Here is a 13411-nt window from a genome sequence, read left to right as displayed (position 1 = left end):
CCCGAGCTGATGATTCGCTCGCTGACGCTCACTCATGCCGCTGCCTCCGCTGCGCTCCGGCATCGACATGAGTTCCTACCGAGCTGATGATTCGCTCGCTGACGCTCGCTCATGGCGCCGAACGGTACCGGACCTCCGCAAGAGGCGCTTTGACCATGCCCGGTACGCTCGCCGGCCATGAAGAAGCAGACGGGGAAGCGGGCCCGGGCACGCCGGGCGCGGAAGGCACGCCGCGACCGCGACGGGGCCGACCCTGCCGAGCACCCTTCCATCCAGCGCCTCGAACAGGGCGCGAAGTGGGTCCGCGCCGCCGACAAGGCCCGTGCGCGGCGCGCGGCGGCCGCCAAGAGCACCAAGAAATCCGAGTACGTGGCGTTCGGCATCGTGGGGGCGCTCGCCCTCGCGTGCTGCGGCACGGCCACCTACGAGCAGTTCTTCCAGCGCAAGCGGTGCATCGACCAGCGCACCCAGCAGGTGATCGAGAACTCGTACTGCGGCTCGGGCGGTGGCGGCGTCGGCCGCTGGTACTACGGCGGTGGCGGCGGCAGCCGGGTCGGCGAGAAGGTCACCGGCGGCTCGTTCTCGCGTGGCGGCTTCGGCCGGTTCGTCGGCGGCGGCAGCTGATGCGCCGCGTCGCCTGCACCCCCCGGCCCGACTGGCAGGCCACGGTCGAGGAGCAGGGCCTGCTGTACGCGGTCACGCCCGGCGACAACGGCCAGCTCTACGCGTACTGGGACGAATCGGCGTACTACGAGTTCAGCCTGCCCGAGGTCGAGCGGCTGGAGGACACGGTCGCCGAACTGCACGAGATGTGCCTCGACACGGTCGCCTGGGTGATCGCGGAGCGGCGCTACGCCGACTACGCCATCGCCAACCCGCGCGTCGTCGAGCTCATCGAGCGCTCGTGGCACCGCCGCGCCGAGGAGATCAGCCTGTACGGCCGGTTCGACCTGCGCTACGACGGCGACGGGCCGGCCCGGATGCTCGAGTACAACGCGGACACCCCCACCTCGCTGCTGGAGGCGGCCGGCCCGCAGTGGTTCTGGCTGGAGGAACGCCACCCCGGCAAGGACCAGTGGAACTCGCTGCACGAGCGGCTCGTCGAGGCGTGGCGCAAGCACGCGGCGAACCTGCCGTCGGGCCCGGTGCACGTCACGTACACGTCCGCCGACGAGGTCGGCGAGGACTTCATGACGGCCACCTACCTGCAGGAGTGCGCCGAGCAGGCCGGCCTGCACACGGCGTGCCTGCCGATTGAGGAGATCGGTTGGGACCCCGCCGGCCGGTTCGTCGACGAGCACGACCGCGAGATCAGAACCATCTTCAAGTTGTACCCGTGGGAATGGCTGGTCTCGGACAGCTTCGGCGGCCACCTGCTCGACCTGGCGCTCGCCGGGCGCGGCCCGCGCTGGATCGAGCCCGCGTGGAAGATGCTGCTGTCCAACAAGGCGCTGCTCGCGCTGCTGTGGGAGCGCTACCCCGGTCACCCCAACCTGCTGGCGTCCTATCTGGATGGACCGCGCGAGCTGGCCGCCCTCGGCTACGTCGAGAAGCCGCTGCTCGGCCGGGAGGGTGCCGGCGTGAAGATCGTGACGCCCGGCTTCTCCGTTGCCGGCAAGCCGGTCTTCCCGTACGCCGGGCCGCAGTGCTACCAGGCGTTCCACGCCCTGCCGGAGTTCGACGGGAACCGCACGGTGCTCGGCGCGTGGGTGGTCGACGACGAGCCGGCGGGCCTCGGCATCCGGGAGACCGCCGGGCTGATCACGGACACGAACGCCCGGTTCATCCCGCACCTGATCACATAGGGTCCCGGCGCTGGCCGCGTGCCCGCACCACCACGAGCAGCAGCAGGAACGCCCCGGCCAGCACGACGCCGGCGCCGACCAGCGCCATCGGCGGGACCGGGAACGACCCGCCGGCCACGACCGTCGGTGGCGCGCTGGTGGGGGCGGGCGGCCCGTCGAGCACCGTGACCACCACCTCGGCCATCGACAGGTCCACCGTCACGTGCGTCGGCAGGCCGGTCACCGCCGTCTCGCCGGCCGCGCCGCCACCCGCCGGGCTGGCGGACGCGACCGGCACGTCGCCCACCGGCCGCGACTCGGTGCGCACCGTGACGCTCAGGCCGGCCGGCGCGTTCTGCCCGGCCGTGATGTCGCAGGTGGTGGCGGCCGCGAAGTAGAGCGGCCGGGGCAGTTGGGCCTCGACCGCCCCCGGCGCCCGGATCAGGCGCCCGCTCGCCCCGTCCGCGCACGCCACGTCCAGCACCTGCCCGGTCGCGGCGGTCGAGCCCGCCGCGCCGTCCGGCATCGACCAGACCAGCCGCAGCTGGGTCGCGGCGAGCAGCGCGTACGAGGCGGTGCAGGTGCGCGACGGCCGCTCCGGGGTCAGCGCCACGGTCAGCGCGGCCGGGCCGTCCAGCCCGACCGCCGGCGAGCCGGGGCCCTCGTCGCAGGACAGGCCGGTCAGCCGCCAGGATCCCGACACGGTCGCGAGCGCGGGGACCGCCGTCACGTCGTACTCGCCGAGGGGCAGGGTGGTCGGCAGGTCGCCGCTGGCGCTCGTGGGCGTACTCCCGTCGGGTGTGGTGGCGGTGAGGCCGAAGCCGCCCACCGGGGTGAGGCCCGCGGACCCGCCCGCGACCACGAACACGCCGGCGCCCGCGGCGTCGGCGGTGGCCAGCCGCAGCGTGAGGCTGCCCTGGCGGCGGACGCTGCGGAAGACGCAGTCGCGGGGCGCGCCGGCGGTCGGGATCTCGATCGTGGCGGTGAGGCCGGAGACCGGCATGGTCTGCCCGTCGCAGGTCACCGACGCCAGCCGCCAGGCGCCCTCGGCGGGCAGGGTCTGGCTCACGGTGTAGGTCCCGGCGGGCAGCGCGGTGAGGTTCGCCCCGGCGGCGTAGACCGGCTCGCCGGGCGGGCCGGTCGTGGCGACGAGGTCGGCGGACGCCGGCCCGCGCACCGCGAAGGTGAACGTGCCCGCGCCCTCCTCCGCGACGGCGCGCAGCACGAGACCGGTCACCGGCGGCGGGGACAGCAGGTACGTGCAGGTCACCGTGTCGCCGGCGGCCAACGCGATCGTCGCGGCGGCGCCTGAGACGCCCACCCCGGACCCGAGCGCCGGCGTGCACGTCAGCGAGGCGACGGTCCAGCCGGACGGCGGCTCGGCGGCCATCGAGTACGGCACCCCGCCGGGCGCCGTGGCGAGCCGGGTGAACCGCACCTCCGAGCCCGAACCGCGCGACGGGAGCGTGGCCGCGCCGCCGGGCACGATCAGCCGGGCCGCGCCGTCGGGCGCGTAGGTGAGGTCGGTGCGCAGCCGCAGCGGCTGCGGGTAGCCCACCGGTCGGGTCAGCGCCGCCTGCACCACGACCGTGCCGGTGGCGACGGACGCGCCGGTCACGTAGTAGGCCACGCAGAACACGTGCCGGACCTGCGCGGGGAAGCCCACCCAGGCGACGTTCGCGCCGTCGCGCTGGTCGGCCGCGCAGCGCAGGGTCGCGAACGCCAGCTGGCCGCCGCCGGGCAACGGGTCCTTCGGGGTCCCGGGCTGCGCCCACAGCCTGCCGCGCGACTGGGCCGCGGCCCGCTGCGCGGCGGTCAGGCTGATGGTGGTCGCGCCCGCCAGCGTGCCGCCGGTCGGCTGGCCCCGGGCGTCCAGCAGCGGCGTCGTCTCGCGGGTGACGATCTTCGTGGCGAACGGTTCGGTCACGACGCTCAGCGGCGTCCCCCGACTGCGGCCCGTGCCCAGCGTGAACGCGACCCCCGGCAGCGGCCGGCACCCCGGCTGGGCGGCCGACTCCACCTGCGGGTCCACGGCCTGACCCGGCGCGTACGGCGAGTCGCGGCCCGGCTGGCGCGGCGCCTCCGCCCGGTCGCTGCGCACCCGAGCCGCGCTGACCTGCTCAAACCCGTCGCAGACCCGGGCCGCGAAGGTCACCCGGTAGGTGACCGGCGCCGACGTCGACGCCCTGCTCGGTTCGTTGGCCGCCGCCGGGCTCGGGACCATTCCCACGAGTACGCCCACGACGGCGGCCATCATCAGGCGGGGTCTCACATCTGGCCCTCTCGATGCCGGCTGGTGCCGTCGACGGTATATCCCCGGGTCACCCGAACGCCGGAGTCCTATGCTCCCGGTATGGCAGCACCTCTCCCGGACAACGAGCCGCCGCGCGTGGACGTGGTGCGCGGCGCGCCGACATCCGAGGAACTGGCGGCGCTCGTCGGCGCCTTGGCGGCGCTCAGCGCCGCCGCGCCGCCGCCCCCCGCACCGCCCTCCCGCTGGGCCCGCACCTACCGCCCCACCCGCTGACGCTCCCCTCACCCCCGCACTGCGGATCTTGGATGATCATGGCCGCTGTTTCGGCTGTTCCGTCCATGACCCGGCTAGGTCGTGTCGCCCGCGTCCGGCGGGGGCGGTGGCGGGGAGGTGGGACGGCGGCGGGGTTTCGGGAGCGGGGCGAGCGTCCCGAACGGGAACGGGAGGCGGCGGGCCTGCTGGGACTCCAGGCGCTTGCGCGCCTCCGCGAGGGTCGGCAGTTCCTCGACCAGCGGCTGGCGGCAGAACTTGCAGACCAGCGCGTTGACGGCCACCTCCTCGCAGCACCACGGACAGTCGCGGCGGCCGAACACCCGCCCGCGCGCGATCCCCAGCCAGCTGATCATCTTGATGACGAAGAACAGCACGGCCGTGAGGATGAGGAAGTTGAGCAGGTCGGTGACGAACCTGCCGTAGTAGATGTCGGCCTCGCCGACCTTGACCGACACCTTCGAGTAGTCCTGCTTGCCGGCCACGGCGGCGACGAACTGCATGAGGATGTTCTGGGCGAGGGACTGGACGAGCGCCGCGAACGCCGTGCCGATGATGAACCCGAGCGCGAGGTCGAGCATGTTGCCGCTCATCGCGAACGCGCGGAACTCGCGCATCAGCTTCCGCATGCGCGACATTCTGCCGTCGGGCCCATAGATCGGTAACGTGACCATCGTGAGTACGACAAGCGCCCTGCTGGTGCTGGCCTCGGCCAGCCCGGCCCGACTGAAGACGCTGCGCGCCGCCGGGGTGGAACCCGAGGTGCTGGTCAGCGGCGTGGATGAATCCACTGTGGATGCCATGGACGCGGACGTGCTGGCGGGCACGTTGGCCCGGCTCAAGGCGGAGGCGGTCGCGGTGCGGCTGCGGCTGCACGCGCCGGCGGCGGGGGTGAACGCCGACGGGCGCCGGCGCCTCGTGCTGGGCTGCGACTCGGTGCTGGCCTTCGACGGCGCGATCCTCGGCAAGCCCACTGACGCCGAGGACGCGCGAAAGCGCTGGCACGCGATGCGGGGCCGCGAGGGCGTGCTGCACACGGGGCACTGTCTGATCGACGCGGTGACGGACGAACTGCACGAGCGGGTCGCCCGGACCACGGTCCGGTTCGCCGACCTGAGCGACGCGGAGATCGACGCGTACGTCGCGACGGGCGAGCCCCTGCACGTGGCCGGCGCGTTCACCATCGACGGGCTCGGCGGATGGTTCGTCCGCGAGGTCGAGGGCGACCCGGGCACCGTCGTGGGCCTGTCCCTGCCGCTGCTGCGCGACCTGCTGGCGGCGCACGATGTGGCCGTGTTCGATCTCTGGTCGGACTAGGGTCACGGGTATGACCGCCAAGACCCTGGGGCTCTCCGACGAGTTGCACGCGTACGTCGTAGCGCACAGCTGCCCGCCCGACCCGCTGATCGCCGACCTGATCGCCGAGACGCTGGCCGTGCTGCCGGCCGAGTCCGGCATGCAGATCGCGCCGGAGCAGTCGGGCTTCCTGACCCTCTTCACGAGGCTGCTCGGCGTGCGCCGGGCGGCGGAGGTCGGCACGTTCACCGGCCTGTCGTCCATCTCGATCGCCCGCGGGATGGCCGATGACGGCGTGCTGACCTGCTTCGACATCTCGGAGGAGTACACGTCGATCGCCCGCAAGTACTGGGCGCGGGCCGGGCTGACCGACAAGATCGAGCTGCGTATCGGGTCGGCCGCCGAGAAGCTGCGGGAGCTGCCCGCCGAGGAGCACCTGGACCTGGCGTTCATCGACGCGGACAAGGCCTCCTACCCGACCTACTGGGCGGAGCTGGTGCCGCGCATGCGGCCCGGCGGCGTGATCCTGCTGGACAACGTGCTGCGCCACGGCCGCATCGTCGCGCCGCAGAGCCCGGACGACCACGCGATGGTCGCGTTCAACGACGCGGTCCTGGCCGACGAGCGGGTCGACTCGGTGCTGCTGCCGCTCGCCGACGGTCTGACGATCGCCCGCAAACGCTGACACGTTCGGGCGGGGCGCCGGGTGGCGCCCCGCCCGAACGTCAGCGCACGCTTCGGGCGAACTCGCGGGCCGCCCAGAACACGGCGAGTGACGTGAGCACGCCCATGATGAGCAGCGACTGCCACACCCGGTCGTTGCCGAGGTCGCCGGCGAACAGGGCCCGGGTGCCGTCGACCGCCCACGAGAACGGGTTCCACTGGGCGACGTTCTTGAGCCACGCGGGCGCGAACGCGAGCGGCAGCAGGATGCCCGACAGGAGCAGCACCGGCTGGGCCACCGTGTTCATCAGCGGGGCCAGCGCGTCCTCGCTGCGCACCTTGAGCGCGACCCCGTAGGAGACCGCCGAGGTCATCAGCGCGATGAGCGCGAGCAGCAGGAAGGCCAGCAGCAGGTTCTCGATGTAGACGCGCAGGCCGAAGGCGAGCGCGAGCAGGGTGATGATGATCGCCTGCGCGATGAGCGACACGACGTCGCGCAGCGACCGGCCGAGCAGCAGGGCCAGGCGGCTGACCGGGGTGACCCGGGACCGCTCGATGACGCCCGCGCGCAGCTCGGCGATGAGCCCGAAGCCCTGGAACAGCCCGCCGAAGATGGCGAGCAGCACGAGCAGGCCGGGCACGAAGATGCGGTACGTCTCCGCGTTGGTGTTCGCGCCGAGCGGCGCGAGCGCCGGCTTGAGCAGCGGCGCGAACAGCAGCAGGTACATCACCGGCTGGAAGATGCCGACGAAGATCCAGACCGGGTTGCGCAGCAGGAGGAGCATCTGGCGCTGGAGGATGAGCCAGGTGTCACGGAGGAACTTCATGGTCGTCTGCCTCAGCTTTCCCGCAGCGAGCGGCCGGTCTTGGTGAGGAACACGTCGTCGAGGCTCGGCCGGTGCAGCTCGATCGTGGTCAGGGCGAGGCCGGCGCCGTCGAGGGCGCGCAGCACGTGGGGGATCGCGGTCGCCCCGTCGTCGACGTAGAGGCGCAGGCCGCCGTCGTCGGGCTCCAGCTTCTTCACGACCTCCTCGGCGCCCAGCACCTTGCTCGCGCGCTCGGCGACGCCGGCCGGCAGGCCGACCTTGAGCACGTCGCCGGAGATCTCGCGCTTGAGGTCGGCGGGGGTGCCCTCGGCGACGATCTGGCCGTGATCCATGATCGCCATGCGGTCGCAGAGGGCATCGGCCTCGTCGAGGTAGTGCGTGGTGAGGAAGACGGTCAGGCCCTCGGTGCGCAGGCGGCGGATCTCGTCCCACATGTGGGCGCGGCTCTGCGGGTCGAGCCCGGTGGTGGGCTCGTCGAGGAAGACCACCTTGGGCTGGTGGATGATGCCGAGCGCGATGTCGACGCGGCGACGTTGGCCGCCCGAGTAGGTCTTGCACTTGCGGTCGGCGTACTCCGCGAGCTGGAAGCCCTCCAGCGCGCGGGTGGCGCGCTCGTGCGCCTCAGCCTTGCCCAGGCCGTAGAGCCGGGCCTGGAGCACGAGCTCCTCGCGCGCCGTCGAGTCGTCCCAGGTGCTGCCGCCCTGAGCGACGTAGCCGATGCGCCGGCGCACCTCGCCGGGCTCGGTGCGCAGGTTGGCGCCCGCGATGATGGCGTCGCCGCCGTCGGGCTCGATGAGCGTGGCCAGCATGCGCAGGGTGGTGGTCTTGCCGGCCCCGTTGGGCCCCAGGAATCCGAAGATCTCTCCCTCGGACACCTCCAGATCGACGCCGCGGACGGCGTCGACCACGGCGGTCTCCCGCCCCGCGCGGCTGCGGAACGACTTCCGCAGACCGGTGGTCTTGATCATGTGAACTCCCGCGTGTCCCGTGAATGCGGTCCGTACGCTATCGCGATATAGCTGTGGTAGTCAACTTTGATTATTCCTCGATAGGTCGCGACTGCCCGTCGCGCTCGCGCTGCGCCCGCAGCACGCGCATCGCCTCCGACCGCTCGTCCAGCCCCGCCGGCCCCCACTCGGCCCGCAGCTCACCGGCCTCGATCCGGTCAGCCGTCCGCTCGCACCAGTCCGCTTCGAGTTCAGCACGCCCCACCGACAATTCGAACATCCAACCCACATGTACGGGCTTGGTGGCCTGCATGAACTCGCTGGCGAGCATGGCCGTGAAGCCGCCCGCGATCGTGCGCAGGCGCGCCGCCCGGTGCCGCAGCGCCGCCGCCGCCTCGTTCTCCGGCATCGCCCAGATCAGCGAGAAGGCCACCTGGAAGGGGTCGACCGGCGCCTTGTAGTCCCACCAGTACCGCCGCAGCAGCTCCTGGAACTCCTGCTCGCCCGCCGCCGTGACCAGATACGACGTCCGGGCCGGGCGGGCGTCGACCTGCTCCGTGCCCACCTCCTCGAGCATTCCCTCCTGGGCGAGCTTGCGCAGCGCGTGGTAGATGGAGCCGGGCGCGATGGCGGCCCACTCCTCCACGTTCCAGCTCTCCAGCTCGCGGCGGACGAGGTAGCCGTGCACGGGCTGCAGCCAGCGCACCAGGCCGAGGATCATGAGACGGGTCGTCGACATGGCCAAAAGCGTAATAGCCAAACTTGACTAAGCTGTCGTTAAGCCACCAGACGGGAAACGAACCTAAGCTGGCAGCGTGCGTACAGTCCTCATCGCCAACCGTGGCGAGATCGCGGTCCGCGTCATCCGTGCCTGCAAGGACGCCGGCCTGCGCAGCGTCGCCGTCTACGCCGACAGCGACCGCGACGCCCCGCACGCCCGCCTCGCCGACGAGGCGTACGCCCTCGACGGCGACACCCCCGGCGCCACGTACCTGCGCATCGACAAACTGATCGGGATCGCCCGCCGCGCCGGGGCGGACGCGGTCCACCCCGGCTACGGCTTCCTCGCCGAGAACGCCGACTTCGCCGCCGCCGTCATCGAGGCCGGCCTGACCTGGATCGGCCCGTCCCCGCAGGCCATCCGCGACCTGGGCGACAAGGTCACCGCCCGGCACATCGCCCAGCGCGTCGGCGCCCCGCTGGTCGCCGGCACGACCGACCCGGTCGCCGGACCCGACGAGGTCGTCGCGTTCGCCCGTGAGCACGGCCTGCCCGTGGCCATCAAGGCGGCCTTCGGCGGCGGCGGCCGGGGCCTCAAGGTCGCCCGCACGATCGAGGAGATCCCCGCGCTGTTCGACAGCGCGACCCGCGAGGCCGTCGCCGCGTTCGGCCGCGGCGAGTGCTTCGTCGAGCGCTACCTCGACCGCCCCCGCCACGTCGAGGCGCAGGTGCTCGCCGACCAGCACGGCAACGTGATCGTCGTCGGCACCCGCGACTGCTCGCTGCAGCGCCGCCACCAGAAGCTCGTCGAGGAGGCGCCCGCGCCGTTCCTCACCGACGCACAGCGGGAGCAGATCCACACGAGCGCCCGCGCGATCTGCCTCGCGGCCGGCTACCACGGCGCCGGCACCGTGGAGTACCTGGTGGGCCAGGACGGCACGGTCAGCTTCCTGGAGGTCAACACCCGCCTGCAGGTCGAGCACCCGGTCACCGAGGAGACCGCCGGCATCGACCTGGTCCGCGAGCAGTTCCGCGTCGCGGCCGGCGAGAAGCTGCGCCACGCGGCCGACCTGACACCGCGCGGTCACTCGATCGAGTTCAGGATCAACGGCGAGGACGCCGGTCGCGGCTTCCTGCCCGCGCCCGGCCTCATCTCCGCGCTGGTCCTCCCCTCAGGCCCTGGAGTACGCGTCGACAGCGGCGTGGTCGCGGGCGACTCGATCGGCGGCAACTTCGACTCCCTGCTGGCCAAGGTGATCGTCACCGGCGAGACCCGGCGCGAAGCGCTCGAACGCGCCCGGCGCGCGCTCGACGAGATGGTCGTCGAGGGCATCGCCACGGTCCTGCCGTTCCACCGCCTGGTCGTCCGCGATCCCGACTTCGTCGACGACCCCTTCCGCGTCCACACCCGCTGGATCGAAACGGAGTGGAGAGGCCAGGTCCCCCCGCACAGCTCCACGGCGCCGACCCCGGCCGAGCCGCGCACATCCCTCGTGGTGGAGGTCGCCGGCAAGCGCCTGGAGGTCACCCTCCCCGCCGACCTCCTGGGCCAGGTGGGCACCGGCGCAGGCGCATCGGGCCCCTACCGGCGTGGCCGGCGGGCCGGCGGGCGGGCGGGGCACGCGCCGGCGACGGGCGAGTCGCTGACCAGTCCGATGCAGGGCACGATCGTGAAGATCGCCGTGGCGGACGGCGACGAGGTGGCCGAGGGCGACCTGATCGTGGTCCTGGAGGCCATGAAGATGGAACAGCCCCTGCACGCCCACCGCACCGGCAAGATCCACAACCTGACGGCCGCAGTAGGCGAGACCATCGCCACCCACGCCGTAATCTGCCACATCCGCTGACACCCGCCGGGCGACCGTTGGATCTTCGGGGCTTTGTGTCGTCGGAGCGACCGGAGTCCCCGAAGATCCGCTGACCCCACCCACGACAGTGGATCTTCAGGGTTTCGGGTCGTTGGAGCGACCCAAAGTCCTGGAGATCGCGCATGGCCCACCGGGGAAGCCGCCGAAGGCGCAACTTTGGCGGGAGGGTACGGCCGGATAACCGGCGTTGTGGGGATAACGCGGTTAACCTCGTGCGGTGGCCGCGCAAGAGTGCACCTTTGGCGGTAGCGCACCGGTTAGTGGCTCGGTGGGGGGCCGTACTCGCTGATGTTCGTGGCGTACTGCTGCTGGTGGGGCATGCGGCCGGCGGCGACCAGCGCTTCGTACTGTTGCTTCGCGGCGTCGCTGACCGGGGCGACCCACACCGCCGTGCCGTAGGCGCAGATCTCCGTCCAGCGGCCGGCGATCTCGCCGTTGTCGAAGCGCATGGCCGTGATGGCGTTGGCGCCGCGCTGCTGGGCCTGGTAGATCATGCGGCCCATCGCCTCGTTGCGGCTCTGCAGCAGCAGGGTGGTCATCTCGGGGATCTCGCCGCCGCCGATGGAGCGGAAGCTCGCCGTGAAGCCGGCACCGACGTTGCGGGCCCGCACGGTCACCCCGAACACCTCGCCGTAGACGGCGAGCACCTCATAACCGGGAATATCGTTGGAGGTCACCACCAGCACGCGCTCAGCGTAGCCCGGAAAGCCGCCCGGGACCGACGATGCGCCCGTGTCCTATCGCGACCGGGTTACCCTGCCACGCATGGTCGCCGCGTTGGAACTGTACTTCGACACCGTCGCCGAGCAGCGCGTCAAGACGCTCTGGCGCAACCTCACCGCCGCCGGGGTGACCAACCAGGGCGAACACGCGCACGGCAAGCACCGCCCCCACGTGTCCCTCGTGGTCGCCGACGAGCTGGACCCGGTGGCCGTCACCGACGCGCTCAAGGGGCTGACCGTCCCGCCGCCGATCACGCTCACCTTCGGACACGTGGGCCAGTTCCCCGGCGGCGTGCTGTGGTTGGGGCCGGCGCCGAAGGCGGAGCTGCTGGAGCTGCACGCCGAGGTGGTCGACCGGCTGGACGCGGCCGGCGTGGAGTTCTGGCCGCTCTACCGCCCGGGCGTCTGGGTCCCCCACTGCACCCTGTCGATGACGGCCCGCGGCGACGCGATCTCCACCGGCGCCCGGACGGCCTTCGACTTCGTCCCGCTACAGGCGACGCTGCGCAGCGCCGCCGTGGCGGACCACAACAGAGAGATTTTCACTCAAATTCGTGCTGCATGAGCTGGCGCGCCGCCTCGGCGATGGAGCCCGACAGCGACGGGTAGATCGTGATGGTGTGGGCCAGCTGGGAGACCGTGAGGTGGTTCTCGATCGCCATGGAGATCGGCAGGATCAGCTCGCTGGCCTTGGGGGCGACGACGACGCCACCGATGATCAGGCCGGACGCCGGACGGCAGAACAGCTTGATGAAGCCGTCGGTCACGTTGGCCATCTTGGCCCGGGCGTTGCCGTCCAGCGACAGCATGACCGTGCGGGCCGGGACCTTGCCCGAGTCGACGTCCTTCTGCGACACGCCGACGTTGGCGAGCTCCGGGTCGGTGAACACGTTGGCGGCCACGGTCTTGAGCTTGAGCGGGGTGACCGCCTCGCCGAGGGAGTGCCACATCGCCACCCGGCCCTGCATGGCCGCGACGCTGGCGAGCGGCAGGACGCCGGTGCAGTCGCCGGCCGCGTAGATGCCGGGCACGTTGGTCCGGGAGACCCGGTCGACCGAGACGTAGCCGCCGGGGGCGACCGTCACGCCGTACCCCTGGAGGTTGAGCGAACCGGTGTTGGGGACGGAGCCGACCGCCATGAGCGCGTGCGACGCCTCGACCGTGCGCCCGTCGGCGAGGGTGACCAGCACGCCGTCGGCGGTCCGGACGACCGACTCGGCGCGGGCGTTGTTGAGGATCGTCATGCCCCGGGCGCGGAAGACGGTCTCGATCGCCATGGCGGCGTCGGCGTCCTCGTGCGGCATGACCCGGTCGCGGCTGGAGACGAGGGTGACGTCGACCCCGCAGGCCAGGTACGCGCTGGCGAACTCGGCGCCGGTCACGCCGGAGCCCACGATGACCAGCTTGGACGGCAGCTCGGGCAGGTCGTAGACCTGGCGCCAGGTGAGGATGCGCTCGCCATCGGGGCGGGCGTCGGGCAGCACGCGCGGGGTGGCCCCGGTGGCCACGAGGACCACGTCGGCGTCGACGCTGTACTCCTCGCCACCCGCCGGCGTGATGATCACCGGGTGGCGGTGCCCGAGCGCGTCGTCGCCGAGCCGGGCCGTGCCGGCGACCAGCTCGACGCCGGCCTTGGTCAGCTTGGCGGCGATGTCATGCGACTGGGCGACCGCGAGCTTCTTGACCCGCTCGTGGACGGCGGGCGCGTCGAGCCGGACGGCGTGCGGGTTGTCGCTGCGGACCCCCAGGTCGCCGCCGTGCCGGAAGGCCGTGACCACGTCCGAGGAGGCGATGAAGGTCTTGGACGGCACGCAGTCCGACAGCACGCAGGCCCCGCCGGCGCCGTCGGCCTCGATCACGGTCACCTCGGCGTCGAGCTGCGTGGCGACCAGGGCCGCCTCGTAGCCCGCCGGGCCTCCGCCGATGATCACAATGCGGCTCATGCTCGCGTCTCCGTCCCAGGATGAGGTCTGCGACTAACCCTAGGTGCCCACCGCCAGCGCGGCTGACGCGCGCTGGAGAATTGACGACTACGGACAGTCGCATTCTTAAGTACGCCT

The 13411-nt window shown here is 72.2% G+C and carries 14 protein-coding genes; 7 read left to right on the top strand and 7 right to left on the bottom strand.

Going from position 1 to position 13411, the window contains the following annotated elements; all coding sequences use genetic code 11:
* The first annotated feature begins 177 nt into the window (after window positions 1-177).
* Complete coding sequence (locus tag ABD211_RS03380; RefSeq protein ID WP_344126075.1) at window positions 178-624, top strand: hypothetical protein; 447 nt, start codon at window positions 178-180, stop codon at window positions 622-624.
* Complete coding sequence (locus ABD211_RS03375; RefSeq protein WP_344126073.1) at window positions 624-1805, top strand: glutathionylspermidine synthase family protein; 1182 nt, start codon at window positions 624-626, stop codon at window positions 1803-1805. Before ABD211_RS03380 ends, ABD211_RS03375 begins: the two co-directional genes overlap by 1 nt.
* Here ABD211_RS03375 and ABD211_RS03370 read toward each other — a convergent pair.
* Complete coding sequence (locus ABD211_RS03370) at window positions 1798-4056, bottom strand: prealbumin-like fold domain-containing protein (protein ID WP_344126071.1); 2259 nt, start codon at window positions 4054-4056, stop codon at window positions 1798-1800. The genes ABD211_RS03375 and ABD211_RS03370 overlap by 8 nt on opposite strands.
* Before the next feature lie 81 nt (window positions 4057-4137).
* Here ABD211_RS03370 and ABD211_RS03365 point away from each other — a divergent pair, with 81 nt between their 5' ends.
* Complete coding sequence (locus ABD211_RS03365; RefSeq protein ID WP_344126069.1) at window positions 4138-4311, top strand: acyl-CoA carboxylase epsilon subunit; 174 nt, start codon at window positions 4138-4140, stop codon at window positions 4309-4311.
* Window positions 4312-4385: 74 nt separating this feature from the next.
* Here ABD211_RS03365 and mscL read toward each other — a convergent pair whose 3' ends face one another.
* Window positions 4386-4937, bottom strand: coding sequence for a large conductance mechanosensitive channel protein MscL (gene mscL, locus ABD211_RS03360; protein ID WP_344126067.1), 552 nt, complete (start codon window positions 4935-4937; stop codon window positions 4386-4388).
* A gap of 43 nt (window positions 4938-4980) precedes the next feature.
* Between mscL and ABD211_RS03355 the strand changes: the two genes are divergently transcribed.
* Window positions 4981-5625 (top strand): Maf family protein, encoded by a 645-nt coding sequence (locus ABD211_RS03355; RefSeq protein ID WP_425560333.1) that lies wholly within the window; start codon window positions 4981-4983, stop codon window positions 5623-5625.
* 10 nt (window positions 5626-5635) lie between these two features.
* A complete protein-coding gene (locus ABD211_RS03350; protein WP_344126063.1) occupies window positions 5636-6289 on the top strand; it encodes an O-methyltransferase in 654 nt (217 codons plus the stop codon).
* Between the two features lie 40 nt (window positions 6290-6329).
* Here the strand turns inward: ABD211_RS03350 and ABD211_RS03345 are convergent, their stop codons facing one another.
* From ABD211_RS03345 to ABD211_RS03335, 3 genes are all read right to left on the bottom strand, one after another.
* Window positions 6330-7094: an ABC transporter permease gene (locus ABD211_RS03345; RefSeq protein WP_344126061.1), complete on the bottom strand. Its 765-nt coding sequence runs from the start codon at window positions 7092-7094 to the stop codon at window positions 6330-6332.
* 11 nt (window positions 7095-7105) lie between these two features.
* Entirely contained in the window at window positions 7106-8062 is a 957-nt protein-coding gene (locus ABD211_RS03340; protein WP_344126058.1) for an ATP-binding cassette domain-containing protein, read from the bottom strand.
* A gap of 70 nt (window positions 8063-8132) precedes the next feature.
* Complete coding sequence (locus ABD211_RS03335) at window positions 8133-8780, bottom strand: PadR family transcriptional regulator (RefSeq protein WP_344126056.1); 648 nt, start codon at window positions 8778-8780, stop codon at window positions 8133-8135.
* Between the two features lie 76 nt (window positions 8781-8856).
* On the opposite strand from ABD211_RS03335, the gene ABD211_RS03330 reads away from it, so the two are divergent.
* Complete coding sequence (locus ABD211_RS03330; protein ID WP_344126054.1) at window positions 8857-10608, top strand: acetyl/propionyl/methylcrotonyl-CoA carboxylase subunit alpha; 1752 nt, start codon at window positions 8857-8859, stop codon at window positions 10606-10608.
* A 278-nt stretch (window positions 10609-10886) separates the two neighbouring features.
* On the opposite strand, the gene ABD211_RS03325 is transcribed toward ABD211_RS03330, so the two are convergent.
* Window positions 10887-11315, bottom strand: a complete 429-nt coding sequence (locus ABD211_RS03325) for a YbjQ family protein (protein ID WP_344126052.1) — start codon at window positions 11313-11315, stop codon at window positions 10887-10889.
* 79 nt (window positions 11316-11394) lie between these two features.
* On the opposite strand from ABD211_RS03325, the gene ABD211_RS03320 reads away from it, so the two are divergent.
* Window positions 11395-11916, top strand: a complete 522-nt coding sequence (locus ABD211_RS03320; protein WP_344126050.1) for a 2'-5' RNA ligase family protein — start codon at window positions 11395-11397, stop codon at window positions 11914-11916.
* Here ABD211_RS03320 and ABD211_RS03315 read toward each other — a convergent pair.
* Complete coding sequence (locus ABD211_RS03315) at window positions 11894-13294, bottom strand: NAD(P)H-quinone dehydrogenase (RefSeq protein WP_344126048.1); 1401 nt, start codon at window positions 13292-13294, stop codon at window positions 11894-11896. The genes ABD211_RS03320 and ABD211_RS03315 overlap by 23 nt on opposite strands.
* Window positions 13295-13411: the final 117 nt, after the last annotated feature.

The organism is Luedemannella flava (genome assembly GCF_039528515.1).
Lineage (GTDB): Bacteria > Actinomycetota > Actinomycetes > Mycobacteriales > Micromonosporaceae > Luedemannella > Luedemannella flava.
This window is presented reverse-complemented; position numbering and strand designations above follow the sequence as displayed.